Source organism: Spiribacter curvatus, assembly GCF_000485905.1.
In the GTDB taxonomy this organism is placed as follows: Bacteria; Pseudomonadota; Gammaproteobacteria; order Nitrococcales; family Nitrococcaceae; genus Spiribacter; species Spiribacter curvatus.
In genome coordinates this window covers 773,480-800,302 of the sequence record NC_022664.1, presented here as the reverse complement: position 1 = coordinate 800,302, position 26,823 = coordinate 773,480, and the positions used below count along the sequence as shown (strand labels likewise).

Genomic DNA, 26,823 nt, shown 5'->3' with positions numbered 1-26,823 from the left:
GGAATGATTATTCGATTCCTGCGCAGCATGATGGGTCGCAACGGCGGCGGCAATCCCCCCGCTGTTGTGGCGGAGACGACTTACCAGGGCTACACCATTACCGCGACGCCCAGCGAGGACCCGGGCGGCTGGCGGGTACGGGGCCAGATCAGTACGACAGCGGATGGCAGCGCGCAGTCAACGACGTTCGTGCGCGCGGACGTCTACGGCAGTCAGGAAGTCGCTGCGGAGATGACGCTTGCCAAGGCCCGACGCCTGATCGATGAGCAGGGATCGGGCCTTTTCCAGTCGCCCCACTAGGGCGTTCAGAACATGTACTGGCCGCCGTTGATACTGAGGGTGGAGCCGGTGACAAACCCGGCGGAATCGCTGGCAAGATACGCCACGGCCTCGCCGATCTCCTCGGCCTCGCCCAGCCGATTGACGGGTATCTGTCCGACGATCTTTTCAAGGACATTCTCAGGAACGGACGCCACCATCTCAGTACTGATATAGCCCGGTGCCACGACATTGGCGGTCACGCCCCGGCGCGCGTTTTCCTGCGCGACCGATTTGGTGAAGCCGACCAGTCCTGCCTTGGCGGCGGCATAGTTCGCCTGGCCCATCTGCCCTTTCTGGCCGTTAATCGAGGCAATCGAGATGATCCGGCCAAAACCGGCCTCTCTCATCCCGTTGATCACGGCGCGCGTCATGTTGAAGGCCGAATTAAGATTGGTCGTGATGACCGCATTCCAGTCATCCACCTCCATCTTGTGCAGGGTCGAGTCGCGGGTGATGCCGGCATTGTTGACGAGCACGTCCACCGATCCAAATTCCTCGATCAAGTCAGCCACACCCTGCTGGCAGGCCTCGAAATCGGAAACATCCCACTTGCGTGCTGGTATCCCGGTATCCCGGGTGAAGGCCGCCGCCGCCTCATCATTGCCCTGATAGGTCGCCACGACCTGATGGCCCGACTCGCTCAGCGCCCGAGCGATGGCGGCGCCGATGCCCCGTGTCCCTCCGGTTACCAGTGCCGTTCTCGTCATTCCCTCTCCTCCTGAAATTGGATAGTGCCGTCATCGACGATACCCAGCCGGCACGGCTCGTGGCCAGACGCAGCGCAACATGCCATTCCAAATGACCGCCGATATCGGCACAATCTCGGCTTTCGGAACTGGCTACGGGGATGCCATGAACCAGAGCGCCGAGCGCCGCGTCCGTCAACTGCAGGAGTATGGAGAGCGCGGTCTGCTCGCCGGCAGCCGTCATGGGCTGGAGAAAGAGAGCCTGCGCGTGACTCCCACGGGGCATATCGCGCAGACGCCACATCCCATCGGGCTGGGCTCACCCCTGTGTCATTCGGAGATCACCACCGATTATTCCGAGGCGCTGCTCGAGTGGGTAACACCCGCCTATACCCGCGGTGGGGACGCACTGCAGCACCTCGCCGATCTGCATCGCTATACCGTTGATCAGATCGGCGACGAACTACTCTGGGCCACCTCCATGCCCTGCGTTGTCGGCGGTGACAGGAGTATTCCCATCGCCGATTACGGCAACTCCAACATCGGGCGCATGAAGCATGTCTATCGCCATGGTCTTGACTGGCGCTACGGGCGGACGATGCAGGCGATTGCCGGTATCCACTTCAACTTCTCGTTCAGCGAGGCGTTCCTGCGATCGGTCCAGGCCAGAGAGGGCGACCGGCGGGATTTCGCAGCGTTCCGATCGGATTTCTACTTTCGCCTGATCCGCAATTTCCAGCGCTACGGCTGGCTGGTGCCGTACCTGATGGGCGCCTCACCGGCGATCTGCAAATCATTCACCGGCGGCCGTGATCTCGATTTCCAGTCGTTCTCTGCGAATACCTTCTACACACCCTACGCGACCTCGCTTCGCATGAGCGACATCGGTTACAAGAACAACGCCCAGGCGGCGCTCGAAATCGACTACAACAACCTCGATGCCTACGTGGCCAGTCTGCGCTCGGCGATCAGCACGCCCGATCCGGAATACGCGCGTATCGGCACCCGCGTCAACGGTGTCTGGCGGCAGCTGAATACCAATGTGCTGCAGATCGAGAACGAGTACTACAGCTTTGTCCGCCCCAAGGCAGTCGCCCAGTCCGGTGAACCGCCGACCTGTGCGCTCAACCGGGCCGGTGTCGAGTATGTCGAGATACGGGCACTGGACCTCGACCCCTTCAGCCCGATCGGTATCGATGCCGATCAGATCGCCTTTCTGGAAACGCTGCTGGTTTTCTGCCTCCTCGAGGACAGCCCGCCCATCGATGCCCACGAGCAGAACCACATCAATGCCAATCAGGGCCTCGTCGCCCGCGAGGGACGCGACCCTGACCTCACACTGCACCGGGGCAACGGCGAGCGTGTCGGCCTTCGAGAGTGGGCACGCGAGCTCTTCGATGCCATGGAAGGTCCCGCCGAATTGCTCGATGAGGTGTATGGCGACGGCCGCTACAGCCGCATCCTCGCCACCTATCGGGAGTCGGTCGAGGACGCCGGACAGACCCCCTCGGCCCAGGTGCTCGCCACGATGCGCGACCGCGGGGAGGAGTTCGTGGAATTCGCGCTCAGGACGTCAGCCGAGCATGTACAGACAATCCGCGACTGGCCGCTCGATCCCGCGACACGGACCCGCCTGAGCGAAGAGGCGGCGCGCTCGCTCGCCGAACAGGCAACCCTTGAGGCGAGTGATGAGCCCGACTTCGAGGACTTCGTCAGCGCCTACTTCGCTCAGGAATCGACCAGCGGTCGTTGAACGCGGCCCCGCCCCCCGGCACTGTCGGGGGCATGGGTTTGACACAGCTTCTGGCCTCCATCGGACTGTCCATCGGCGCAGTGCTGGCGTTTCTCGGCGTTGTGACCGGGCTTGCGCCGGCCATCCGCCGTTATCGAACCCACATACGCGAAACCGCACAGGGTGACCTGCGCGCCCAGTTCATCAACCTGCCGGCACGTACACTTCTGCGACTCGCGGTGGGGCTCGGCCTCGTACTGACGCTCTCGACGGCAATGCTCGTGCCCTGGCCCCTTGCCGCAATGGCTGGACTGACCGGCCTCATGCTGCCGCGCATCGCCGTGCGGATCATTCGTTCGCGTCGGCGTCGCGGGATTATCCGTCAGTTGCCTGATGCCCTCCAGGCGCTGGCGGGATCGCTGCGGGCGGGCACCAACATGGGCCGTGCCATGGAGCTGGTCTCGCGGCGACAACGCCCGCCGCTCAGCGAGGAATTCGGCCTCATGCTGAGTCGCCAGCGCCTTGGCGAGGAGCTTGACACTGTTCTCACCGGCTTCGAGGAACGGGTTCCATCAGAGGAGACCGCACTGTTTCGCAACGCGGTCATGATCTCGCATCGCGTGGGCGGTGATCTCGCCCACACCCTCGACACCCTCGCTGACACACTCCGCGAGCGCGCGCAGGTCGAGGAGCGCATCGCCGCCCTGACCGCGATGGGAAGGATGCAGGGACGGGTGATGTGCATCCTGCCGTTTGGCATTGGTGGCATGCTCTACCTCCAGCAGCCGGCGATGATGGAGCGGCTTTTCACCGACCCCCTCGGCTGGGGAGTGATCGGGATCGTCGGCATCGCCATGACCCTGGCGGTGATTTGGATCCGACGACTGGTGGCCATCGATGTCTGAGCCATCCGCAGTCATCGCGGCTGTCCTTTTGGGTAGTGCCGCTGCGAGCGGCGTGACCGGACTGGCGGAGTTGATCCGGACCCGTCAAGGGCGGCATGCCGATCCATGGCGTGACCCCTCGCCACGCCTTTTCCGCGCCCTCCTGCCAATGGCACGACCGCTCGCCGAGCGGATCCGCCCCGCGCGGTGGCTGTCCACGCGCGATCTGTCCGCGAGGCTCGATCGGGCCGGCATGGGCTATGCGGTGCTGGCCGAGGAGTGGATGATCCTTCGTGGCCTGACGGCAGTCGTCGCGGCCATCGCGGCGCTCATCCTCCAGCCCGCCCTGCGCGGGGGCGGCTGGGATGGCGTCGTGTCAGTGTTCGGCACGACCCTCATGGGTGGCGTCTATCCGGGCATCTGGCTGCGCGATCAGGGCCTGCGACGCCAAAGGCGCATCGCGCGGCAATTCCCGGCGTTACTCGAACTACTGGGTCTGTCCGTGCGGGCGGGACTCAGCTTCAGTGCCGCCCTCCCGCAGTGCACCACACACCTTGAAAGGGGGCCGCTGCGCGAGGAAATGCAGCGCGTCGACCGGGAGATCCGCACCGGCGTGCCTCGACTGCAGGCACTCGAGCGCATGGCTGATCGGGTCGATCTCAACGCCGTGCATGGATTCGTGGCCGCCATCGCTCAGGCGGACGAAACCGGCGCCGCCATCAGCCAGACCCTTACTGATCAGGCCGCTCAACGCCGTCGCGAACGATTCGCCACGGCCGAGAAAAGGGCCAATGAAGCGCCGGTCAAGATGCTTGCACCCCTGGTCGGCCTGCTCTTCCCGGTGACCTTTCTGATCATCGGCTTCCCCATCGTGCTTCAGTTCCTTGAAGGGGGGTTACTGTGAGGCCGCCCATCGCCGACCAGTCCGTGATCATGGTCACATCCGCTTCACGCACACTGCGTTTACGGATCACGCTGGCGGATCACTTCATTGCCCGGCTTGTCGGGCTACTGAATCAAACGACGCCGCCACCGCCGGACACCGGACTCCTCCTGATCTCCCGCCGCGGCGTCCACACCATCGGTATGCGATTTCCCATCGATATCCTGGCACTCGATCCGTCCCTGACCATCCTGCGTGTGCATCCGGCGGTTGAGCCGGGTCGACTCGTGCCCGCGCCCCGGGGAACCGCCGCCACCCTTGAACTCGCCGCAGGGACCGTCCCGCACGGGCTCATTGGCCGTCGATTCCAGTCCGAAGAGGTTGATACATGCACATGCCACGAGCGGCGTCTCTCGCGCTGATTGTTCCGGTGCTCCTGCTCCAGGGCTGTCTGGCCTTGACCCCGGACGGATCAGCATCGGTCATCGAGACCCTGGCTACGGCGGACAACGCGCTCGAGCGTGGTGACCTCGAGCAGGCAAGGGCCGGCTATGAAAAGGCCATTGCCCGATCACCCACACTGGTGTCACCGCATTTCCAGCTCGGGATCATCGCCTACAGCCGCGGCGACGACCAGGCCGCCATCAACCGTTTCGAGGCGGCGCTGGCGCGCGATCCAGGCCATGTACTCGCCACCTACAACCTTGCCGTGGTTCACCTGCAACAGGCCCGATCGCTACTCGACCGCCACGAACGGCTGGCACCGGTCAGCGCGGGCCGGCCCGCACTGATCGAGATCCGCCATGCAATCGGGGCGCTGGGGCGCTCGCCGTCAGCCGCCCGCGAGTAAATGGCCGGCCTGCTCTCCGGGCTCCTTGGCATTGCCGCCCTGCCGCCGTTCTCTTTCCTGCCGGCGGGGCTCATCTGGCTGGTTCCATGGCTATCAGTGATCGACGGCTCGACACCACGACGGGTGTTGGATGCCATCCTCGCCATCGGCCTGCCCGCCGGATTCAGCGTTGCTCCCGCTGTTATCGCCGAGCCACAACTCACCCTTTTGGCGACCGCGGCCACCACGATGCCATTCGTGCTCACCGCCATCCTCATGGCGGATCGCCACGGACATAGCCCGGCGCGACGGCGGGTCGCTGGCGTGATCATACTCTGCGGGCTACTCGGCGGGCTCCGTATACTGGGTCTCCCCCTCTCACTCAGTCTGTTCCTGCCGGTCAGCTTCCATCATCTGCCGATGATCGGCATCGGCGGGATACTGGCGGCGGATCTCGCCATCGGCCTCCTGCAATCGGTGCTCGTCATCGCAGTGATGCACCAGCGGACCCGCTCGGCGCCGCCGCCTGCTATCGCCCGGATTCTGCTGGCGCTACTGACACTGGTGCCGCTGGTCCTGCTCCAGCCGCGGACGCCCATCGTCGGTGACGCCGACCGCCAGCAGATCGCCATCATCCAGACCAATCTCACCCCTCAGGCCAGACGTCAGGCCATCGCCGACGGCGTACTCGAGACCCTCAACGCGAGTCATCGGCAGCTGGCACTGACCGCCGCACAGCTGGATGCGGACTGGATCATCTGGCCCGAGGCCGCGACGCCCGGTTTCCTTGGTACAGACTGGCGAGGGATCGATCCGTCGGCCAGCCACCTGCGTCATGGCTATACCTACCACCGCCCCGGCCATGTCGACAGCGAGGTCCGCATACTCACCCACAACGGCAGGGGGGATAGCGAATCGCCGCGCTGGGGTAAGCACTACCCATTGCCATTCGCGGAGCGCAACCGTATCCAGGCCCATCAACGACAGACCTCGGTACCCGACATCGAGCCCCTCGAGGTACTGATCTGCTCCGATGCCACCCATCCCGCCGCCGTCGATCGGGCGGCCGCGCGTGAACCACGAGTCATCCTCAACCCAGCGAGCCTCGCCTATCTGGGCTCGCTCCCACTGCCCGGGCTGCACCAACGGAGTGTCCATCTGCAGGCCGCACGGGTGGGCATCGCAATGATTGTTGTCGCCAACGCCGGCCCCAGTGCCGTGCTCTATCCGGATGGTCGAAGCCGGGTCCTCGTCGAGGCTTATACAACGGGTGTGGCGAGGATCGCTCTACCCAATCGATACACCAGCAGCCACCAGTCTGCCGGCATTCCCTATGGCCTGATCGCCATCGGCTTTATCGCCCTTAGCGGACGACAGCGGCGCGGAATGCCGACAGTGGATCGACAGTCAGGACTCCCCGCCTGGGCGATCGCCGGGCTCGCGGCGGTATCGATCGGTATCACGACCGGCCTGCAGCATCGAACGCTGGAGGCACTCAGCGCCGCCGTGCCATCGATCAGGACGCCCATGACAACCGACGCCATTCAATCGCCTGGCGGTAACCATCGGGGCAGTGTTGCGCTCCTGGCACGGGTATTCGGTATCGCGGCGGACTGGCGGCAGGTGCCGACATCAACGGGCATGGCGATGACCTGGCTGTGTCGACGAACAGGACTCGTCCCCATGGAGCCGACGACAGCGCCGATCCAACCGCCCGCGTTCGGCCTGCAACGCACGGCCACCGGCCTCCGCGCCGTACGCTGGCGAGCGGATCATTCTCCCATCGCGTTCGATGCCGCCACTGGCGAGTTCCTACCCATCGACGCCAACGATCCGACCATTCACTGGCTCATGACCACCCGCACCGAACAGGACTGCCGCTCAGTCATCGCACTGGAGTAGCTGATGGGTGGTACTTCGCGGCGCGCTCGATCGTTTCTAGTCTGGTAGGCAATGGATCATTCCCGTCAGCCAAGGAGGCGCCATGATCGCCCGATGCCCGCATCCGAACCAGCCGCCCAAGGGCCGCCGTTATCAGCGCGGTCAGGGGATGTCTGAATACATCATCATTACTGCACTGATCGCCGTCGCCGGTATCGGGATCTTCTCCGCCTTCGGCGATACGATCTCGAGCCAGGCGGCCGCAATGGCCCGCGAGATGGCCGGCCAGGACGGTGGCGATCAGATCGATCGGGCCGATGACCATTCCCAGCGCGCCGCCGACCGGGCCGATCAGGAAGATACGCTGCAGGATTTCGATGCGCAGAACTGATCCCCAGCGTGGTCAGATCCTGCCGGTGGTGCTTGCGACGCTTGCCCTCGCCGCAGCGGCAATCGCTATCAGTCACCGTGTGAGCCGCGGCGTCGCTCAGGAATCGGCGGTAGTCAACGCCGCCGACGCCGCCGCCTACAGCGGTGCGGCCTGGACCGCACGTCGGCTCAACCTGATCGCTTATACCAATCGCGCGCTGGTCGCCAATCATATCGCGGTCGGGCATGTGGTCGCCTATATCAGCTGGCTGCGATATACCGATCAGGCGGTCGAACAGATCGCTCGCTACGCCCAGTTTCTTCCCTATGTCGGTCCCGCCGTCCGCAAGGCCGAAAAGGTTCTATCCACGGTGACGAAGGTGTCGGCCCGTACGTCCGGCGTCTACATACGGGGGACCGACTGCTATCTGGATGTCCTTACCGGGACACAGTATGACGCCCGTAACAGGCTCAGGTCGGGCCGTGTCGATGAAGCCATGCGTCGTGTCGTCAATGGCCACGACGAGTCATTCAGACTCAATGAGGCCCCCGCGATCGACTCGATCCCTGAGCCCTATAAGACGGCCATGAGTGCGCGGCTATACGCTCAGCGGTTATCGAGCTATCGCAAACTCGAGGCAGTCAGACCCGGCAGGGACAACGGCTACTTCCAGCGGCTGCTGTCGGCAACCATCCGCCACGACGGCGGACTGAACCGCTGGCTGCGTGGAACAGACAACCCCGGCCGCCCACGCTATGGCCGTGGCGGTCGGATCTGGGATCAGTCGGTCTTTAAGGTGGTCCGGTTCCGGAAACAGGGAGTCACGCAAAAGCCGCCGCTGCCGGATGCCGGTGGCTGGCGGTCAGCGGATCGCCTGCAGGTCGGCTTTTTCAATCCCGAAAAACTCAGCTGGGGTGCCTGGTCGACACTCGCAAGCGGACGGGCAAGCGCTGAGCGTCTCAGTGGCAACTATCGCGGTGTCCAGCGCTACGCGCGGCTTCGCAACCCACCGGCCGACGATCAATTGATCCGGGTGCCGGCGCTGGTGGCCGCCCCGCTTCCGGGCGCCGATGACTCGAACGTCATTAACGCCCATCTCAGCATCGGTGAGGTGCGCTACCGCGTCCCCGATGACTGCGGCCGTCACTGCCCCGCCCGAGAGCGTCCCGCAACCCTGTTCAATCCCTACTGGGAAGCCGCTCTCAGCCCAACACAGCTGCCGGGCCTGCCATGAGTCGGGAGCGTGGAGCCGCCATGACAGAGGCGCTGATCGGCCTGCTTGCAATCATTCCGGCGCTGATGGCGATGGATCATCTGGGGCGGGTGCAGGACATGGAGCGCGCAGCGATTGCCGGCACGCGCTATGCCGTATGGGAGGAGATCAGCGGGCGCAGTAGCAGCGATGATCTGCGGATAGCGATCGAAGACCGTATTCACGGCAGCGATCACGCGCCGATCGTGGATACCGCGCGTCTGTATCGCCAGGGGATCAGCCAGAACCCACTCTGGCATGACCGCGAGGGGGCACTGCGTGCGATCGCCGCCGATGACACGGTCCGCAGAAAAGGCGGCGGCCGCGGCGGGCGCGATCTGCCCCGTGCCGGCCTCGGTGTCCGCAACATCGCCTACGGCGAATCCATCCCCAGTGCGATCGCCGCCATCGGTCTTTCCGGAGGCATGCTTGGACTCCCGCGGGAGCGGCTCCCCAGCCATCACGTCCGGATCAGCGCTCAGCCCCGACTCGAGGATGGCCCACCCAAGCCGCTGCTGACCCTCGAGGCACGCGGCGCCATCGCACCCGGGGACTGGCAGGCCAGCGACGATCGGGCCTATCAGCGACGCGCCGAGCGGATTGTCGCAAGCGAGCCCGTCGACGTATTGACCCAACCCGCCCAGACCATGGGCGCATTCGCGGTGTTCAAGGAGGGACGATATGCCCGCTCGACCGATTTCGTACCGGAATCCGATCGCTTCCCGATCCGTCGCTGACCGATCGTCCGCGCGTCATGACTGGCTAGTGCTGCTCAGCGTCGGCGTACTGATGGCCCCACCCAATGCGCTCGCGAACGACTGTGACGATGCACTCAACGGCATGCCGATGCCGGCGGACGCGGCCGGGGTCTATCGCGACGATCAGATCGTGATCGGCGGAATTCCCATGTGCCAGCTCGCGTATACGACCCATCGGCCCATCAAGACACTCATGCCCCGATATGAGCGCCACTGGCGTGACATAACCGGTGACATGCTAGCGCAGGATCGGGACGCCGATGGCATCGACGAGGTACTGATGCACTCGGGCCGACAATGGGGGCGATATGTGGAGATACAGCGCAGCGGATCCGGCCATGCCGTCATGATCAGCATCATGGGAGTCGCCCGCGCCGATGCCCGATCCCCGACCTCTTACCTGCCCCTGCCGGATGGCTTCGAGCTTCTTGTCCAGCAAGCGCATCGTGATGGAGTAACGGTTGTCGCCGACACACCATTAACGCTCGCTCGCGCCACTGAGCGCGTGGTTCAGCGTCTGCAGACAGCGGGCTGGCGTGTCGATGAACGCGGCGCGCGCAGCGCCGGACAATACCAACGAATAACCATGGGTCGGGGGGCCGAGACGCTCAATCTCAACCTTATCGCGAATCACGGCACGACCGAGCTCACGATGCACCGCCTGACTCCACCGCCGGCGCATGAGTAGTGCCGAGTACCTCGCAGTAGCAGCCGGTCTGCTCGGCGTATGGTCAGGCATCGATCGCGTGATCCGTGCCCTGGGGAGCTACGCCGACAGTGCGCTCTGGAGCCTCGCGATTCCTTTGTAATCCGAATGGGTGGATGAGGTCGATCATGAGTCCCACAAAGCGCGGTGTCCTACTGATTGTCGGCGCCCTGATCGCCGGTGGTGCGGGGATCGGATTCGGTGATCGTCACCTCCAACAACGGGCCGAAGCGATCGAAGCAGAGCTGCGCTCGGATCATGCGACGCGCTCGGTGATCGTCGCTCGTGACGATCTACCCAAAGGCAGCCAGCTGAGCCGTGAGACCGTTGCCCTGCGGGAGATGCCACTGGCATTCACCCATGACAGCGCCCTTGCGGACAGCGCCTGGTCACGCATCGCCGGGCGCACCCTCGATCGACCCATCACGGCCGGGCGCGCGATTCTGCCCGCACATGTCAAAGGCGACGACCGGGCGCGGCTTGCCGAGCAGATCACGCCAGGCGATCGGGCGATCACGATCCCGGTCTCCGGGAGCGCGGAAATCGCTGGGTTGCTCGCCCCCGGCGATCGGCTCGATCTGATGCTGACCTATCGCGATCGCAGCCAACGCGAGACCGTTCCGCTACTCGCCGATATCCCCATCCTTGCGACCGGCGCCCGGCTCGGTGACACGCGGATCGGACAGGGCCCGGGCCGCTATGACGATCTAACGCTTGCCGTCTCGCCGGTGGAAGCCGCTCGGATCACTCACGCCCTCGCCATCGGCGACATCCACGTGGTGCTACGTGCCGACACCGATGATACGCCCGTCCAGGGTTATCGAATCGACGCGACGGCACTCATCGATAAGAGCCCTGCCGCGGATTCGGATAGCAGCAGGCCGGATGTCGAACTGATTATCGGAGGCCAGCGATGAGCGTTACCGGTCGTCGACCACTGATCACCCGGATCGTCCTGATCCTGGGGCTTATGTGGAGCCCTTTGACGGCCGCCATCGATATCGCCATTGGCCACTCCCGGGTCGTCGAGGCAAGCGACATCGTCCGCGTCGCGCTCGGCGACGGCGCGCTCGCCGAGGTCGAAGTCCTCGGTAATGGTGAAGGTGTGCTGCTGATGGGTCGGACCGCCGGACGCACCGATCTGCGGCTCTGGTCGGAGAACGGCGAGTCACGGCATTTACCCGTCATCGTGCGGCCTGCATCGGCAGCAATCACCGATCCTAAGCTCGAGGCACTGGCGGCACGGATCGAGGGCATTACACTTGAGCGCGCAGAGGGCGGGTATTTCGTGATCGGTCAGCCGACAACCAAACAAGACCGGCAGCGCTTCGAGACACTGATCGCCGCCTACCCCACGCTTGGCGATTTCACCGATCCACCGGCAATGGCCGAGACCCCCACAGTGCAGGTCAAGGCGCGGTTCGTGGAATTACGTCAATCAACGCTGCACGAAATCGGTCTGGATTGGGCGACAGAATCGCCAGCGATCAGCTTCGCTTACGCCTCCGATATCGAGACCAACGATGTATTCCGTGGCGAACTCGGCGACTTTACGCCGGATAATGCCCTGCCGCTTGATATCGGCACGGGTAATGGCTATCTCGGAGTCGGTCTCAGCCTCACTGCCATGATCGATCTCCTCGGTCAGTCCGGTGAGGCGCGGGTGATTGCCGAGCCCATGCTCTCAGCGCTCAGCGGGACATCGGCGGAGTTCCAGGCGGGCGGCGAGGTACCCATCCCGATCCAGAGCGGCGATGGCGCGCCATCGGTGACATTCAAGGACTATGGGATCCTGCTCAAGGTCGCGCCGATCGTCGGGGATGACGCGCGGATTCGCACCCGCGTCGAGGTGGAGGTGAGCGACGTCGACGAATCCGTCACCGTCCTCGGCGTGCCCGGGTTCTCAGTCCGCAATGCGGTGACCGAGATGAGCGGCGCGAGCGGCCAGACGCTGCTCATTGCCGGTCTGATCGACGAGCAGCAGTCCCGCGCCGTCAGCGAGCTGCCCGGGCTTGGCCAGCTCCCGGTGATCGGCCGACTGTTCCGCTCGGAGCGATTCCAGCGGCAGGAGACCGAGCTTGTCGTACTGATCACGCCCACCCTGCAGGACACGACCACCGAGGCAGCGCCATCCGAACCCACGGACCTGTCCAACTCCGGTCGACTGCCGCTTGAGGAAATCCGTTATGAGTGAGCTCGAACTCGTCCACCGATCCGGCGATCACCAACCCAGGGTCATCGCACTGCACGACGGTGCCCGACATTCGATTGGCAGCGGACGTCGCTGCGATCTGCGCATCAGCGGAGCAGGCATCGCCCGCCGTCATGCCGAGCTGCGTGTCGACGAATATGGCGCGCACATCCGCTTGCTGGCGGGTCGCCGGGAGATCGTCTTCAATGGCGAGCCCGTCCGCCAGGCCGGACCGCTGGCCGCGGGCGATGCGCTCAGCCTGGGCGACGCGCGCTGGCAGATCCGTCGGGTCCTGCCTCCACAGACGCTGGATGCCGGCGATGCCGATCCAACCGCCGGCGTCGCCGAGCCGGCCGCGCCGATCACCCCGACGATACAAAGGATGCCCGCTGCGCCGCGGATATCACCCGATCTGGTGCGACGCTTCCAGGAGTGCATCAGCCAGCGGCTTGATCTCTATCGCCGCGATATCCTCCAGACCCTCTCCCCCAGCCGCCTTCGCGAAGAGGCCACGGCCACTGCGTGGCAGTTGATCGAGGAGGGAGAGCTGGCGATGCCAGCGGACCTGAATGAAGAGACCGTCGTCGCCGCGGTGGTCGCTGAGACCGTGGGACTTGGACCCATCGAGGCGTTGATGGACGATCCCGCGGTCAGTGAGATCATGGTCAACGGGCATGAACGCATCTACGTCGAGCGCGGCGGCCAGCTCGAGAAGACCGCACTCGAATTCAGCTCAGCGGCTTCCCTCGACAGCGTTCTCGATCGCATCGTTTCCCCGCTCGGCCGACGCCTCGACGAGGGCTCGCCGCTGGTGGACGCTCGGCTGCCGGACGGCTCGCGGGTCAACGCAATCATCCCGCCGCTGGCACTGAACGGCGCGACACTCACCATCCGACGCTTTGGCGAGGAGCGGATCGGGCTCGATGATCTGATCCGGTTCGGCGGTCTCGATCACGCCATGGCGACATTCCTGCGCCTATGCGTGCACCGCCGCCGCAATATCCTGATCGCCGGTGGGACGGGCACCGGTAAGACCACCGTGCTCAATGCCCTGTCCGAGGAGATCGAGGAGACAGAGCGTATTGTCACCATCGAGGACTCTGCAGAGCTTCGCCTGCAGCAGGATCATGTGGTGGCACTCGAATCGCGACCGCCGAACATCGAAGGCAGTGGCGCCATCCCGATTCGCGATCTGGTCCGCAATGCACTGCGTATGCGACCCGATCGGATTCTCGTGGGTGAGTGCCGCGGCGGTGAGGCGCTGGACATGCTGCAGGCCATGAACACCGGGCATGATGGCTCGCTGACCACCGCCCATGCGAATGCTCCACGCGATGCGCTCGCACGGCTTGAGGTCATGACGCTGATGGCGGGGATGGACCTGCCGGCCCGGGCGATCCGCGATCAGATCGCCGCGGCGATCGATATCGTGGTCCAGTTGACGCGCTTCGGTGACGGCGCCCGACGGATCACCGCGATCACCGAGGTGGCCGGGATGGAAGGCGACCGGATCCTGCTCACCGATCTGTTCCATCATGACCACGGCTTCCGCGCCACCGGCCAGATCCCGGCGTTCATCCAGACCGGTCCGAGTCCAGGCGCCGATGTGGATCTATCCATCTTCGACACCGATGCGCCGACCACGATGGTGTGATTCACATAAAGCCGAGCTGCAGTCGCGCGCTCTCTGACATGCGATCCTGTGACCAGGGCGGATCCCAGGTCAGTTCGACCTCGGCAGCCTCGACACCGCGCACCTGCTCGACGGCGGCCTTGATCATGATCGGCATCTGACCGGCCACGGGACAGGCGGGTGAGGTCAGCGTCATGAGCACATCGACAAAGCCCTCTTCATCCACCTCGACTTCGTAGATCAGACCAAGCTCGTAGACATCGACCGGGATCTCCGGGTCATAGACGCTACGAAGCGCCGTCACCACACCCTCGCGAAGGGTCTCGATCGGGGGACGTTCCACCATGCTCTACTCCGTGCGTTGTCGGTCAGGCGGATCAAGTGCCGCCTGCAGGGTGTGCCAGGCGAGCGTCGCGCATTTTACCCGCATCGGATAGTCACGCACCCCGGCAAGGGCCTGGAGCTTATCGAGCGCTGGATCATCATCCGCCACCGGTTCAGCGGCGCGATCAGTCACCAGACGCTGGAAAAGCTCGCTGATGGCTCGAGCCTCCGCGACCGAGCGTCCCATCAGGATCTCGGTCATGATCGATGCCGCAGCGGTGGAGATCGCGCAACCCTCGCCGTCGAAACCGATATCCTCTATCCGGCCGGCCGCGTCCAACCGCAGCTCGACATGGATGCGATCACCGCAGAGCGGGTTGTTGCCATCCGCCGCATGGTCGCAGGCCTCCACCGCCCGAAAATTCCTGGGTGAGCGGTTATGCTCGAGTACCACCGCCTGATAGAGCGCCGAGAGCTCGGTCATGATCAGGCGAGCAGCGACTTCACCTTGGTCAGCCCGTCGATCAGCGCATCAACATCCTCACGATCGTTGTAGAGCCCGAACGAGGCCCTCACCGTCGCGGGCACATTGAACCGCTCCATCAGTGGCTGCGTGCAGTGGTGGCCCACCCGTACGGCAACGCCTTCCATATCCAGAATCGTACCCATGTCGTGAGGATGGATCCCGTCGATCACGAATGACACCACCCCGGCCTTGCCGGGTGCGGTACCGATGACATGCAGGTCGTCCCACGCCGCCAGGCGCTCGTTGGCATAGGCGAGCAGCGACTGCTCGTGGGCGAGAATCGCCTCGCGGCCAACCGATTCCATGTACTCAAGGCCGGCGCCCATGGCGATCACACCGGCGATGTTGGGCGTACCCGCCTCAAACCGCTGCGGCGGTGGCGCGTACTCGGTGCGCTCAAAGGTGACCGTGCGGATCATGTCACCACCGCCCTGGTAGGGCGGCATCGCCTCGAGATGCTCGAGCCGACCCCAAAGGATCCCGGAGCCGCTCGGGCCATAGGTCTTGTGTGCCGAGAACGTATAGAAGTCAGCCCCCATGGCCTGGACATCCACCGGCATGTGCGGCGCCGACTGGGCACCGTCAACCAGGACCGGAATACCGCGCTCGTGGGCGAGCGCCGTGATCGTCTCCACGGGGTTGATCGTCCCCAGTGTGTTGGAGACGTGCACAACGCTCATGAAACGGGTCCGTTCGCTGATCCGCTCGCGCAGGCCATCCATATCCAGTGACCCGTCATCAAGTACCGGCGCCACCACCAGTTTTGCGCCGGTGGCCTCGGTCACAAGCTGCCAGGGCACGATATTGGCATGATGCTCCATGCCAGTGATCAGGACCTCGTCCCCCGGCTGCAGCCTGGGCCGTACAAACGACTGGGCGACCAGGTTGATCGCCTCTGTCGCACCGCGGACGAACACCACTTCGCGCTCGTCCGCGGCATTGATGAATCGCTTGACGGTCCCGCGGACGTTCTCGAACGCTTGGGTGGAGCGCTGCGAGAGCTGGTATACCCCGCGATGGATATTCGCGTAGTACTGCTCGTAACAGTCCCGCTCGGCGTCGATGACGCATTGCGGTTTCTGCGCGCTCGCCGCGCTGTCGAGAAACGCCAGCCGACGGCCGTTCATCGGCCGCTGCAGCACCGGGAAGTCGGCCCGATAAGGCGCCATATCAGCGCCGGGGCGCGAATCATTGATCGGATGTGCGCTCAAAGGATCTCCCCAATATCCGCATCATCGACACCCAGACGGCGCATCAGCACTCGCCGGACGTGATCACGGACGCCCGTGACACGGAACATGTCGACAATCTCGCCGGCGAACGCCAGGGTCAGCATGCCCTTTGCGCCCTCGGCGCTGATCCCGCGGGTCCGCAGATAGAACAACGCTTCCTCGTCGAGCTCACCCACGGTGGATCCGTGCGTGCACTTGACGTCGTCCGCGAAGATCTCGAGCCGCGGGTTGGAGTGGGCAAGCGCGCGCTTGCCGAGCACCAGATTGCGATTTTCCTGCACGGCATCGGTCTTCTGTGCACCCTCGAACACCTTGACCAGTCCGTCAAACACCGTCTCCGAGCGATCCTGGAGGATGCCCTTGAAGCGCTGACGACTGAAGCAGTTCTCACTACGGTGGTTGAACCAGGTGTGGAAGTCGATGAACTGCCGCTCTTCAGTGAGATAGATGCCGTTGCAGTCAATCTCACCGCCCTCGCCCTCGAGATCGGCGATCAGGTCAACCCGGCCAAGACGTCCCCCGTCGGCGACGAACGCACCCCGCAGGGAGGCATCGCGCTGAGCGGCGAGATTGACGGTTCCGATATTCATCACCGTGGCCCCGTCTTCCTGGAGTCGGCTGTAGTCGAGGATTGTATTCTGCCCCGCCGACAGCTCGCTGACCGGACAGACCAGCGTGCTCGCCTGGTCGTCTCCGATGAAGCGCTCCACCACACGCACTTCGGCGCCATCCTCGGCCTCCACGACCAGCCGCGGGTAGACCGCCCGCTGATCCGCTTCGGCGGTAATGATATGCGTGATGGTGATCGGCTTTTCAATCATTGCGCCGCGGGCGACATGGATATAGGCACCGTCCACGAAAAACGCCGTATTGAGCGCCGCGAACGGATGCCAGTCGATATCAACGCGACGGCCCAGCGCCGCGGTCAACCGCTCCGGCGGATGATCCTCGTACTGACTGAACGGCGTCACGGTCAGCCCTTTGGCGAGGTCTGAGAGATCGGAGATATCCGAGGCCAATCGACCATCGACAAAGACCAGATGATAGCTATCACCGAGATCCCCGAGGCGCTCCACCAGTGCCTTCGGGGCAACGCCCTGCGAATCGGCCACCGGAAAGTGCGTCTGAGTCACCGGCCGCAGATTGGTCTTGCGCCATGCCTCCTCCCGCGAACCGGGGAATCCACGGGCCTCGAAGGCGTGGATGCCGCGTTCGTGGAGGGCACGGAGCCAGTTCGGCCCCTGCTCGCCGAGCTGCTCGAACGACTCGAGGTAAACGCTCTTTGACTGCGCGACTGCTTCCATTATTGCTGCTCCTCGCGAACTCAGGCCGCGGCCTCGTCAAATCCCTCGTAGCCCTTCTCCTCAAGCTCCAGCGCAAGCTCCTTGCCGCCGGTCTTGACGATACGGCCATCCACGAGCACATGAACCACGTCGGGGACGATGTGCTGGAGCAAACGCTGATAGTGGGTGATCACCATGAACGAGCGCTCGCCATCACGCATCGCATTGACCCCCTCGGAGACAATCCGCAGCGCATCGATATCAAGCCCGGAGTCGGTCTCATCGAGGATACCGAGGTTGGGTTCCAGCACCGACATGTGGAAGATTTCGTTGCGCTTTTTCTCACCGCCGGAGAAGCCCTCGTTCACGGGCCGCTGGAGCAGGGTCTCGTCAAGCTTGACGCGCTTGGCGCGCTCGCGGACGAGCTCGAGGAATGCCATCGCATCGATCTCGCCCTCACCCCGGTGCTTGCGCATGGCGTTGACCGCGGCCTTGAGAAAGTAGGTATTGGAAACACCCGGGATCTCCACCGGATACTGGAAGCCGAGGAACACGCCTTCACGGGCACGCACCTCGGGATCCATCTCGAGCAGGTCCTTGCCGTTATAGAGGACTTCCCCTTCGGTGATCTCGTAGGCCTCATCGCCCACCAGGGCCTTGGCGAGCGTGCTCTTGCCGCCGCCGTTGGGTCCCATGATCGCGTGCACCTTGCCGGTATCGATCGTGAGATCGACACCCTTGAGGATTTCGGTGCCCTCCACGTTGACGTGCAGGTTGCGGATTTCCAGCAATGCCATTGTCTGACTCCTGAAACAGATGCTTTGAATACGTGGATGGAGGTCGATCGGCGATCAGCCGACCGAGTCCTCCAGCGTGACCTCGAGCAGCTTCTGCGCCTCGACCGCGAACTCCATCGGCAGCTCGCGGAAGACTTCCTTGCAGAACCCGTTGACGATCAGCGACACCGCGTCCTCAGCGGAAATGCCCCGCGAGGTGCAATAGAGGATCTGATCCTCACCGATCTTCGACGTGGTGGCCTCGTGCTCGAGCTGAGCGGTCGAGTTATTGACGTCGAGGTAGGGGAACGTATGCGCGCTGCACTCCGAGCCCATGAGCATCGAGTCGCACTGCGAGTAGTTCCGCGCGTTCTGCGCCGTCGGTGTCATGCGCACCAGTCCGCGGTAGACCTGCTCGCCTTCCTGGGCGGAAATGCCCTTCGAGACGATGGTGCTGCGGGTGTTCTTGCCGATGTGAGTCATCTTCGTGCCGGTGTCAGCCTGCTGACGCAGGCGGGTCACGGCTACGCTGTAGAACTCACCGACCGAGTTATCACCGCGCATGACGACGCTCGGATACTTCCACGTGATCGCCGAACCGGTCTCGACCTGCGTCCAGGAGATCTTGGAATTATCACCGGCGCACAGGCCCCGCTTGGTGACGAAGTTATAGACACCACCCTTGCCGTTCTTATCGCCGGGATACCAGTTCTGGACGGTCGAGTACTTGATCTCGGCGCTATCCAGCGCGACCAGCTCGACCACGGCCGCGTGAAGCTGGTTCTCATCACGTACCGGGGCGGTGCAGCCCTCGAGATAGGACACGTAGCTGCTGTCCTCGGCGATGATCAGGGTGCGCTCGAACTGGCCGGTGTTCGCCGCGTTGATACGGAAGTAAGTCGACAGCTCCATCGGGCAGCGGACGCCCTTGGGGATATAGACGAACGATCCGTCGGTGAACACCGCCGAGTTGAGCCCGGCAAAGTAGTTGTCGTTGTACGGGATGACCGTTCCGAGGTACTGGCGCACCAGCTCCGGATGGTCCTGCACCGCCTCCGACATCGAACAGAAGATGATCCCCTGCTCGGCCAGCTTCTCCTTATAGGAGGTCGCGACCGAGACCGAATCGAAGACCGCATCGACCGCCACATTGGAGACGCCGGCCAGCTGCTCCTGCTCGTGGAGCGGGATGCCGAGCTTGTCATAGGTCGCCTTGATCTCGGGGTCGATGTCATCAAGGCTCTCCGGGCGATCCTCGTCACGCTTCGGCGCGGCGTAGTAAGAGATCGCCTGAAAGTCGATGGGATCGTAGTGGACGTACTGCCAGTCCGGCTCCCGCATGGTCAGCCAGTTGCGGTAGGCCTCCAGCCGCCACTCAAGCATCCACTCGGGCTCGTTCTTCTTCGCGGAGATCTGACGGATCACATCTTCGCTGAGACCCGGCGGAACCCGATCTTCCTGGACGTCGGTGACGAATCCGGCCTCGTAGCCCTTCTCAGTAAACCGTTCAATCGTTTCAGTGCTCGCGGACATGACGCACTCCGGTAAATTCAAGCGTATGGATAGGGCCTTGCCCGTCATCGCCTTCGGCAATGGCGGTGTCAGCCAGCGTGATCTCAGACAGCGCTTTGAGCACTACATCGTTGATGCGGCTCCAGACGTTGCTGATGTTGCATTGACTGCCGTACTGACAGGCTTCGCGCCCGTCTTCAATGCAGTCGGTCAATGCGATTGGACCCTCCAGCACGGTGATGATTTCCGCCACGGAAATCTCATCGGGCTGACGGGCCAGCCCGTAGCCACCCTTGGCCCCCCGATAGGAGACCACCAGATCACTACGCGCGAGATGCTTGAGGATCTTACTGACGATCGGCTGCGGCAGCCCGCGGATCTCCGCCAGGGCTGCAGCGCTGTAGCGCGCCTCGGCGTCCTTCGCCATCAGCGCAAGGATGCCGACGCCATAATCCGTTTCGCGGTTCAGCTTGATCATGGGTACAGAGTATAACCGAAACAGGACCGCTTTGGTACATTTTAAACTGGAAAATCTATCGAAGATCCTCGAAGGCGCTGCCGGGGTCCTCTTCCCCTGCCGTTGAGTACCAGCCAGCCCCACGATCCATCGTCACGCTGGCCGCCAGCGCCTCGATATGCGACCAGTTCCCGGCCGCAATGGCATCGGTCGGCGTCAACCAGCTGCCGCCCACACAAGGGACATTCGGCAGCTGCAGAAAATCCATATAGTTGCCGGAGTGCACGCCCCCAGTCGGACAGAAGCGCATGGCCGGGAACGGTCCTGAGAACGCCTTGAGCGCGCCCGTCCCGCCGCTTGGCACCGCTGGAAAGAACTTCACATGATTAAAGCCATCCGCCTGCGCGCGCATCAATTCGCTCGCCGTCGACACCCCCGGCAGGAGCGGCATCCCGACCCGCTGCGCGGCGTCCACGATCGAATCCGAATAGCCGGGGCTGACCAGAAAACCGGCGCCGGCATCCCGCGCCGCGCTCACCTGCCCGCCACGGGTAATGGTGCCTACCCCGATGGCCATCCCAGGGACGTCGCGTGCGATGGCGGCGACTGCCGCCAGCGCATCCTCGGTACGCAATGTCACCTCGATCACCGACAGGCCGCCGGCGAGCAGCGCGCGGGCCAGTGCCGGCGCCTGCACTGAATCCTCGACCGCGACCACAGGCATGACCGGGGATCGCGTCATCACGGTCTGCATCGACATACTCAAGCCTCAGTCGCCGTGACGGGGTAAAAGGTGATCGCTCCGGACTCGGCGCTGCTTGCCATGGCCCGGAAACCGGCGAACATCTCCCGACCGATCCCGTGTTGGACAGCGTTGTCGATGGGTTCCACCTCGCGGGCCGTCCATTCGGCTTCGGGCACCCGGGCTTCGAGCGTGCCGGCGTCTGCGTCCAGGCAGATCAGATCGCCATCACGGATGCAGCTGATCGCGCCGCCACTCGCTCCCTCGGGATGCAGGTGAATGGCGGCCGGGACCTTGCCGGAGGCGCCGGACATACGACCATCGGTCACCAGCGCGACGCGCTGACCACGCGACTGCAGCACGCCAAGCTCGGGCGTGAGTTTATGCAGCTCGGGCATCCCGTTGGCGCGGGGGCCCTGGCCGCGGACGACGCAGACGAAATCCCCCTCGAGTTCACCAGCCCGGAAGGCCGCAAGCACTGCCTGCTGATCGTTGAACACCCGTGCCGGCGCCTCGATCCGCCGATGGTCGGGACGGACCGCTGAGGTCTTGATAACCGCCCGGCCGAGGTTGCCGTCCAGGACGCGCAGCCCGCCATCGGCGTCAAACGGCTCGGCCACCGGTCGGACAACGCTCTGATCAGCGGACTGCGTGGGTGCCTCCTGCCAGCCAACGCCGCCCTCCGCCAGCATCGGTTCGCGGGCATAGGCGCGCAGCCCCTCACCGGCGACGGTCATGACGTCCTCGTGGAGCAGACCGGCGTCGAGAAGCTCACGGATCAGAAAGCCCATTCCCCCCGCGGCATGGAAATGGTTCACGTCGGCCTGGCCGTTGGGGTAGATCCGCGTCAGCAGCGGCACGACCCGCGAGAGGGTGTCGAAATCACTCCAGTCGACGTGCAGGCCGGCGGCACGGGCAATCGCCACCATATGAATGGTGTGGTTGGTTGACCCCCCTGTTGCCAGCAACCCGACAATGCCATTCACGATCGCCCGCGCATCGATCACACGTCCCACCGGCGTGTATTCATCACCCCGCGCAGTGATGCGGCTGACCCGGTGGCCGGCGGCAATGGTCAGGGCATCCCGCAACGGCGTGTTGGGATTGACGAACGCCGCACCGGGTAAATGCAGGCCCATGACCTCCATGAGCATCTGATTGGAATTGGCCGTGCCATAGAATGTGCAGGTGCCGGGGCCGTGATAGGACTGGGTCTCGGATTCGAGCAATGCATCGCGTCCCACTTTGCCCTCGGCATACAGCCCGCGGATCCGCGCCTTCTCGTCATTGGGCATGCCCGAGGTCATCGGGCCGGCGGGGACAAAGATGAACGGTAGGTGACCGAAATGCAGGGCACCGATCAGCAGGCCGGGGACGATCTTGTCGCACACGCCCAGACACAGACCGGCATCAAAGGTGTTGTGGGAGAGCGCCACCCCTGTCGCCATCGCAATCACATCGCGGCTGAAAAGCGAGAGCTCCATGCCCGGCTGACCCTGGGTAACGCCGTCGCACATGGCTGGGACACCCCCGGCGAACTGAGCGGTACCCCCGGCCTCACGCACCGCCTGCTTGAGCAGTCCGGGGAAGCGCTCCAGTGGCTGATGTGCCGAGAGCATATCGTTATACGCCGAGACGATCCCGACATTGGCCTGCTCCAGCCCCTTGAGCCGGGCCTTGTCGCCATCCGGCGCGGCGGCGAACGCATGAGCAAGATTGGTGCACGATAGACCCGTGCGGACTGGACCGGCATCCGCCGCCGCCTGCAGCCGATCGAGGTAGGCCGCGCGATCCGACTCGCTGCGGGCCTCTATCCGCCGGGTTACCGCAGCGACCGCGGTATTGAGTGCTGGCATATCGCCTCCGTGATGCAACGCTATCCATCCATGTTATCGCACTCATGGAGGGCGCGTGATACAGGCTTATGCTCGACCGCTCCGAAGCGGTATCCTCAAACCACTATTCACGCATCCACAGCGGGAGGCCGGGTGAAGTCAACCAAGCCCTTTGACCTTGTCCTTTTCGGGGCCACCGGCGATCTAGCGATGAGCAAGCTGCTCCCGGCGCTGTATCGCCGCGACCGGGCCGGACAACTGCCCGCCGACGGGCGCATCATCGCCACGGCCCGCAGCCGCCTCGATCGGGACACCTTCATTGCCCGTGTCGAGGCCGCATTCGGGGATCATCTCGAAGCGGACGAGCGAACCCAGCCGGACTGGCATCGCTTTTTCGAGCGACTCGACTTCGTGTCGATTGACGCCGACACCTCCGGCGGTTTCGAGGATCTGGCCGGGAAGCTGCGCGGTCGCGAGGATCGCACCCGGGTCTTCTATCTGGCCGTCGCGCCCAATTATTTTGTCGAGATCTGCGAACACCTCAATGCCCATGGCCTGGTCACGGAGCGCGCCCGCGTCGTGCTCGAAAAGCCCCTGGGCCACGATCTTGCCTCCGCCCGGGCAATCACCGAGCAGATCGGTGCGATCTTTGCCGAGGACGCCATCTATCGAATCGACCACTACCTTGGTAAGGAGACGGTCCAGAACCTGATCGCCTTGCGCTTCGGCAACATGCTCTTCGAGCCACTGTGGCGCCGCGACTGGGTGCGCGATGTCCAGATCAGCGTCAGTGAGCAGCTCGGCGTGAGCGGCCGGGCGGGATTCTACGACCGTACCGGCGCGCTCCGGGACATGGTCCAGAATCATATGCTACAGCTACTCTGCATCATCGCCATGGAGCCGCCGTCGGATATCGGCGCCGATGCCGTGCGCGATGAGAAACTCAAGGTTCTGCGCGCGCTCAAGGGCCTTGAAGGCCAGAGCGCGCTGCGCAACACCGTCCGCGGTCAGTACCGCGCCGGCGCCATTGCCGGGCAACCGGTGCCGGGCTATCTCGAGGAAGAAGGCGTCCCGGCCAGCAGCCGTACAGAGACCTTCGTTGCCCTTCGCACCGAAGTGGCGAACTGGCGCTGGGCCGGTGTGCCGTTTTATCTGCGGACCGGCAAGCGACTTCAAGAGCGCGCTGCTGAGATTGTCGTGAATTTCCGCGACGTCCCCCACTCGATTTTCGGTATGGCGTATGACTCCGGACGGCCCAACCGACTGGTGATCAAACTCCAGCCGGACGAGGGCGTGCGGCTGCATATGATGGCGAAATCGCCCGGCGACCGGATGCAGCTGCGGCCGGTCTCGCTCAACCTCGATTTCGCCGAGGCATTCCAGCAGCGGCCACCCGATGCCTACGAGCGACTGCTCATGGATGTGCTGCGCGGTCGCCTGACGCTTTTCATGCGCCGCGATGAGCTCTACGCCGCATGGTCGTGGATCGAGCCGATCCTCGACGCCTGGAACGAAGCGGGCGATGCCCCCAAGCCCTATACCGCCGGGACCTGGGGACCTGCCGCCTCCAGCGCCCTACTCGCCCGCGAGGATGCCAGCTGGCATGAAGAAGACTGATCCAGCCACCCGCACGCTCGATGCCGCGCAGCGATTCGCGACCGGAGCGCAGGCAGCATCGGCGCTGGCGGCGCGCATCAGTGAGGTGATCGACTACGGTGCGCGCAGCCGCGACCGGGCGAGCCTGCTGGTACCGGGCGGACGCACACCCATCGCCTTGTTCGAGGCGCTCCGCCAGCGGGATCTACCCTGGGACCAGGTCCACATCAGCCTGACCGACGAGCGACGGGTCAGCGCAGAGCATCCGGCCAGCAATGCCGGGTTGATCCGCACCCATCTACTCCAGGATCGCGCCGCCAACGCCCACTTCCATCCGCTCTACCAACAGACCGGTGGCGATCGGGCCGACGAGGCCGCCTGCAGCGCCGCGCTGGGTATGCTCCCCCGTCCCTTCGACGCCGTGGTGCTGGGCATGGGCGCTGATGGGCATATCGCTTCACTATTCCCGGGGGATACGATGCTCTCCCGCGGCCTCAGCACCGCGACCGAGTCACGCTGTGTGCTCACTCAGTCACCACAGCCGCCCCATGAGCGGCTGTCGCTGACGCTGATGACGCTGCTGCAGAGTCGCTGGATTGCACTGCATGTGAGTAGTGCGGAGAAGTGGGCGACGCTGGAGGCAGCAGTCGCCAGCGCCGATCCGCAGCGCTTCCCCGTCCACGCCCTGCTCGACCAGCGGTGGGTGCCCGTGCATGTCTACTACTCACCCTGATTCGACGCTGGTCGCTGATGTCGGCGGCACACACGCGCGCGCCGGGGTTGTGACGCGCCCCGGAGAGCCGCCCGCGCAGATTTTCAAGCGCCGCACGGGCGATTTTGATGGGCTGGAGGCGTTTCTGGACGCCGCGCTCGCGGCACTGTCTGAAGCGCCCCGACCCAACCGGGTCCTCTGCGCCGTCGCGAGCCCGCTCGATCACGACCCGATTGAGCTGACCAACGCCGGCTGGCGGTTTTCCCCCGCCGCGGTTGCCCGACACCTGCGGCTCGAGCAGGTCAGGTGCCTCAACGACTGGGTCGCTCAGGGCTGGGCAGTCACGCGGCTGCGCAGTGACGACCGGCGCTGCATTTACCCCGGCATCAGCGATCCCGAGGCACCACGGCTCGCCCTCGGCCCGGGGACCGGACTTGGCAGTGCGCTGATTACCCCAATTGCCGGAGGGTGGCAGGTCTACGCCACCGAGGGCGGTCATATCAGCTTTGCCGCACATGACGCCCGCGAGTGGGCGATCGCGGAGCACATCGAGCAGCGTTTCGGCCACTGCAGCGCCGAGCGACTGGCCTCCGGCATCGGGATCGAGGCCATCGATCGTGCCCTCCACGCCATCGCTGGCACTTCGCCCGTGCACACAAGCGCCGAGGCCATCGCCCGCGACGCCATGGCCGGGGACAGACACTGTCGCGAAGTGCTGGGGCATATGACCGATGCATTGGGCAGCGCGGCGGGTGATCTGGCGCTGGCGACGGGTGCCCGCGGCGGGATCTATTTCGGCGGCGGCATCATCCCCGCGCTTGGCGATTGCTTCGACTGGGAGCGGTTACACCGTCGCTTCGTGGCCAAGGGCCGGTTTGAGGACTACCTCGCCGCGATACCGATCCACACCATCACCCATCCCGCGCCGGCACTGATGGGACTATCGGCTTACCTGCTGGCCAACCGGCCTATGTAGGACCGACGCTCAGCCCCGCAGCCAGTCACGCATGCTCTCCCGAACCGCTGGTGTATGGTCGACGGCCGGCAGCGCTGCGAGTGCCGCATCCACCGCCTCGTCGCCCGCCTTGGCCCGCACCCGTTCCATGATCGCTTTGAAGAAGCCGTGATCGAATTCGGGATGGCCCTGGACCGTCAGGGTCCGACCCCGCCGCGTGGCATACCAGGGGCACTGCTCACTGGTGGCAAGCCGCTCGAACCCAGGTGCCGGTTCGACCACCTGGTCTTGGTGAACGGCAAGCAGTGACAGCGAGTCGCCTGGCTGACGGCCGGCGAATGCCGCTTCGCAATGGACCGGGTAGGCCCCTAGATGCCAGCCCAGATGCGAGCGTTGTGTACGGCCTCCCAGCGCCGCCTGAATAAGCTGATGGCCAAAGCACACCCCAATCAGGGGCATGTCAGCGGCATCCACCCGGCGGATGAAGGCCTGCAGCTCGACCACCCAGTCCGGCGCCTCGTGGACACTCTCCCGGCTACCGGTGACAAGCCAGGCATCTGCTGAGTGCAGGCCGTCGGGCCACTCACCGGCATGCACGCGATAGCCGCTGACAGTGATGTCATCACGGTCATCGGCGAGGAGATTTTCAAATAGCGCGAGGTACGACGCCCAGTCGCTCTGCAGCTCTTCATGGAGATCGTCGCAGAGCAGGACCCCGACTCGCGTTCCGGTTGCTACTGCCATCCT

The 26,823-nt window shown here is 64.3% G+C and carries 29 protein-coding genes; 18 read left to right on the top strand and 11 right to left on the bottom strand.

The genetic code is table 11. The features are described from left to right. Positions 1-27 precede the first annotated feature (27 nt). Entirely contained in the window at positions 28-300 is a 273-nt protein-coding gene (locus tag SPICUR_RS03980; RefSeq protein ID WP_237220352.1) for an HlyU family transcriptional regulator, read from the top strand. Between the two features lie 5 nt (positions 301-305). Here SPICUR_RS03980 and phbB read toward each other — a convergent pair whose 3' ends face one another. Continuing rightward, positions 306-1,028, bottom strand: a complete 723-nt coding sequence (gene phbB / locus SPICUR_RS03975; RefSeq protein ID WP_023366288.1) for an acetoacetyl-CoA reductase — start codon at positions 1,026-1,028, stop codon at positions 306-308. Between the two features lie 91 nt (positions 1,029-1,119). Here phbB and gshA point away from each other — a divergent pair, with 91 nt between their 5' ends. The 14 genes from gshA to SPICUR_RS03910 all read left to right on the top strand — a co-directional run bounded on the left by gshA (position 1,120) and on the right by SPICUR_RS03910 (position 14,147). Further along, on the top strand, positions 1,120-2,760 hold the full coding sequence (gene gshA, locus SPICUR_RS03970) for a glutamate--cysteine ligase (RefSeq protein WP_023366286.1): 1,641 nt from the start codon (positions 1,120-1,122) through the stop codon (positions 2,758-2,760). A gap of 32 nt (positions 2,761-2,792) precedes the next feature. Beyond that, positions 2,793-3,644, top strand: coding sequence for a type II secretion system F family protein (locus SPICUR_RS03965; protein ID WP_023366284.1), 852 nt, complete (start codon positions 2,793-2,795; stop codon positions 3,642-3,644). Further along, on the top strand, positions 3,637-4,527 hold the full coding sequence (locus tag SPICUR_RS03960) for a type II secretion system F family protein (RefSeq protein WP_023366282.1): 891 nt from the start codon (positions 3,637-3,639) through the stop codon (positions 4,525-4,527). Before SPICUR_RS03965 ends, SPICUR_RS03960 begins: the two co-directional genes overlap by 8 nt. 29 nt (positions 4,528-4,556) lie before the next feature. Next, positions 4,557-4,928 (top strand): DUF192 domain-containing protein, encoded by a 372-nt coding sequence (locus SPICUR_RS03955; protein ID WP_076742160.1) that lies wholly within the window; start codon positions 4,557-4,559, stop codon positions 4,926-4,928. Continuing rightward, positions 4,895-5,356, top strand: a complete 462-nt coding sequence (locus SPICUR_RS03950; RefSeq protein WP_081695574.1) for a tetratricopeptide repeat protein — start codon at positions 4,895-4,897, stop codon at positions 5,354-5,356. Before SPICUR_RS03955 ends, SPICUR_RS03950 begins: the two co-directional genes overlap by 34 nt. Beyond that, positions 5,357-7,237: a carbon-nitrogen hydrolase family protein gene (locus tag SPICUR_RS03945; RefSeq protein ID WP_023366276.1), complete on the top strand. Its 1,881-nt coding sequence runs from the start codon at positions 5,357-5,359 to the stop codon at positions 7,235-7,237. 82 nt (positions 7,238-7,319) lie between these two features. Then, positions 7,320-7,607 carry a Flp family type IVb pilin gene (locus SPICUR_RS03940; RefSeq protein ID WP_023366274.1) on the top strand — a complete coding sequence of 96 codons (288 nt, stop codon included), beginning with the start codon at positions 7,320-7,322 and terminating at the stop codon, positions 7,605-7,607. Next, positions 7,594-8,820 carry a hypothetical protein gene (locus tag SPICUR_RS03935; protein ID WP_023366272.1) on the top strand — a complete coding sequence of 409 codons (1,227 nt, stop codon included), beginning with the start codon at positions 7,594-7,596 and terminating at the stop codon, positions 8,818-8,820. Before SPICUR_RS03940 ends, SPICUR_RS03935 begins: the two co-directional genes overlap by 14 nt. Positions 8,821-8,840: 20 nt before the next feature. After that, a complete protein-coding gene (locus SPICUR_RS03930; RefSeq protein WP_023366269.1) occupies positions 8,841-9,575 on the top strand; it encodes a hypothetical protein in 735 nt (244 codons plus the stop codon). Positions 9,576-9,603: 28 nt separating this feature from the next. Further along, a complete protein-coding gene (locus SPICUR_RS03925) occupies positions 9,604-10,284 on the top strand; it encodes a hypothetical protein (RefSeq protein ID WP_023366268.1) in 681 nt (226 codons plus the stop codon). Continuing rightward, the gene (locus tag SPICUR_RS10175) at positions 10,277-10,405 is read left to right on the top strand and encodes a hypothetical protein (RefSeq protein ID WP_257719852.1); all 129 of its coding nucleotides are present in this window, start codon (positions 10,277-10,279) and stop codon (positions 10,403-10,405) included. Before SPICUR_RS03925 ends, SPICUR_RS10175 begins: the two co-directional genes overlap by 8 nt. Positions 10,406-10,430: 25 nt before the next feature. Then, on the top strand, positions 10,431-11,219 hold the full coding sequence (gene cpaB / locus SPICUR_RS03920) for a Flp pilus assembly protein CpaB (RefSeq protein WP_023366264.1): 789 nt from the start codon (positions 10,431-10,433) through the stop codon (positions 11,217-11,219). Next, on the top strand, positions 11,216-12,496 hold the full coding sequence (locus tag SPICUR_RS03915; RefSeq protein WP_023366262.1) for a type II and III secretion system protein family protein: 1,281 nt from the start codon (positions 11,216-11,218) through the stop codon (positions 12,494-12,496). The genes cpaB and SPICUR_RS03915 overlap by 4 nt, the downstream gene beginning before the upstream one ends. Further along, positions 12,489-14,147: an ATPase, T2SS/T4P/T4SS family gene (locus SPICUR_RS03910; RefSeq protein ID WP_023366260.1), complete on the top strand. Its 1,659-nt coding sequence runs from the start codon at positions 12,489-12,491 to the stop codon at positions 14,145-14,147. The genes SPICUR_RS03915 and SPICUR_RS03910 overlap by 8 nt, the downstream gene beginning before the upstream one ends. Before the next feature lies 1 nt (position 14,148). On the opposite strand, the gene SPICUR_RS03905 is transcribed toward SPICUR_RS03910, so the two are convergent. From SPICUR_RS03905 to edd, 9 genes are read right to left on the bottom strand one after another with little or no spacing between them, the layout of a single operon-like run. Further along, positions 14,149-14,472 (bottom strand): SUF system Fe-S cluster assembly protein, encoded by a 324-nt coding sequence (locus tag SPICUR_RS03905; RefSeq protein WP_023366258.1) that lies wholly within the window; start codon positions 14,470-14,472, stop codon positions 14,149-14,151. A gap of 3 nt (positions 14,473-14,475) precedes the next feature. Further along, positions 14,476-14,934, bottom strand: a complete 459-nt coding sequence (gene sufU / locus SPICUR_RS03900; RefSeq protein ID WP_023366256.1) for a Fe-S cluster assembly sulfur transfer protein SufU — start codon at positions 14,932-14,934, stop codon at positions 14,476-14,478. A gap of 2 nt (positions 14,935-14,936) precedes the next feature. Next, the gene (locus SPICUR_RS03895) at positions 14,937-16,187 is read right to left on the bottom strand and encodes an aminotransferase class V-fold PLP-dependent enzyme (protein ID WP_023366254.1); all 1,251 of its coding nucleotides are present in this window, start codon (positions 16,185-16,187) and stop codon (positions 14,937-14,939) included. Continuing rightward, a complete protein-coding gene (gene sufD / locus SPICUR_RS03890; RefSeq protein WP_023366252.1) occupies positions 16,184-17,512 on the bottom strand; it encodes a Fe-S cluster assembly protein SufD in 1,329 nt (442 codons plus the stop codon). The genes SPICUR_RS03895 and sufD overlap by 4 nt, the downstream gene beginning before the upstream one ends. 20 nt (positions 17,513-17,532) lie before the next feature. After that, complete coding sequence (gene sufC, locus SPICUR_RS03885; protein ID WP_023366250.1) at positions 17,533-18,288, bottom strand: Fe-S cluster assembly ATPase SufC; 756 nt, start codon at positions 18,286-18,288, stop codon at positions 17,533-17,535. Between the two features lie 54 nt (positions 18,289-18,342). Continuing rightward, the gene (gene sufB / locus SPICUR_RS03880) at positions 18,343-19,800 is read right to left on the bottom strand and encodes a Fe-S cluster assembly protein SufB (RefSeq protein WP_023366248.1); all 1,458 of its coding nucleotides are present in this window, start codon (positions 19,798-19,800) and stop codon (positions 18,343-18,345) included. Next, positions 19,784-20,257: an SUF system Fe-S cluster assembly regulator gene (locus SPICUR_RS03875; RefSeq protein WP_023366246.1), complete on the bottom strand. Its 474-nt coding sequence runs from the start codon at positions 20,255-20,257 to the stop codon at positions 19,784-19,786. Before SPICUR_RS03875 ends, sufB begins: the two co-directional genes overlap by 17 nt. Positions 20,258-20,312: 55 nt before the next feature. Beyond that, positions 20,313-20,996, bottom strand: a complete 684-nt coding sequence (gene eda / locus SPICUR_RS03870) for a bifunctional 4-hydroxy-2-oxoglutarate aldolase/2-dehydro-3-deoxy-phosphogluconate aldolase (protein ID WP_023366244.1) — start codon at positions 20,994-20,996, stop codon at positions 20,313-20,315. 2 nt (positions 20,997-20,998) lie between these two features. Next, positions 20,999-22,834 (bottom strand): phosphogluconate dehydratase, encoded by a 1,836-nt coding sequence (gene edd, locus SPICUR_RS03865; RefSeq protein ID WP_023366242.1) that lies wholly within the window; start codon positions 22,832-22,834, stop codon positions 20,999-21,001. Between the two features lie 132 nt (positions 22,835-22,966). Here edd and zwf point away from each other — a divergent pair, with 132 nt between their 5' ends. Genes zwf through SPICUR_RS03850 form a run of 3 tightly spaced genes read left to right on the top strand, consistent with a single transcriptional unit; the run spans position 22,967 to position 26,097 of the window. Continuing rightward, the gene (zwf, locus tag SPICUR_RS03860; RefSeq protein WP_023366240.1) at positions 22,967-24,430 is read left to right on the top strand and encodes a glucose-6-phosphate dehydrogenase; all 1,464 of its coding nucleotides are present in this window, start codon (positions 22,967-22,969) and stop codon (positions 24,428-24,430) included. Further along, entirely contained in the window at positions 24,417-25,142 is a 726-nt protein-coding gene (pgl, locus tag SPICUR_RS03855) for a 6-phosphogluconolactonase (protein ID WP_023366238.1), read from the top strand. The genes zwf and pgl overlap by 14 nt, the downstream gene beginning before the upstream one ends. Then, positions 25,123-26,097: a glucokinase gene (locus SPICUR_RS03850; RefSeq protein ID WP_076742134.1), complete on the top strand. Its 975-nt coding sequence runs from the start codon at positions 25,123-25,125 to the stop codon at positions 26,095-26,097. Before pgl ends, SPICUR_RS03850 begins: the two co-directional genes overlap by 20 nt. 9 nt (positions 26,098-26,106) lie before the next feature. Here SPICUR_RS03850 and SPICUR_RS03845 read toward each other — a convergent pair whose 3' ends face one another. After that, positions 26,107-26,820 carry a type 1 glutamine amidotransferase gene (locus SPICUR_RS03845; protein WP_023366234.1) on the bottom strand — a complete coding sequence of 238 codons (714 nt, stop codon included), beginning with the start codon at positions 26,818-26,820 and terminating at the stop codon, positions 26,107-26,109. Between the last annotated feature and the right edge of the window lie 3 nt (positions 26,821-26,823).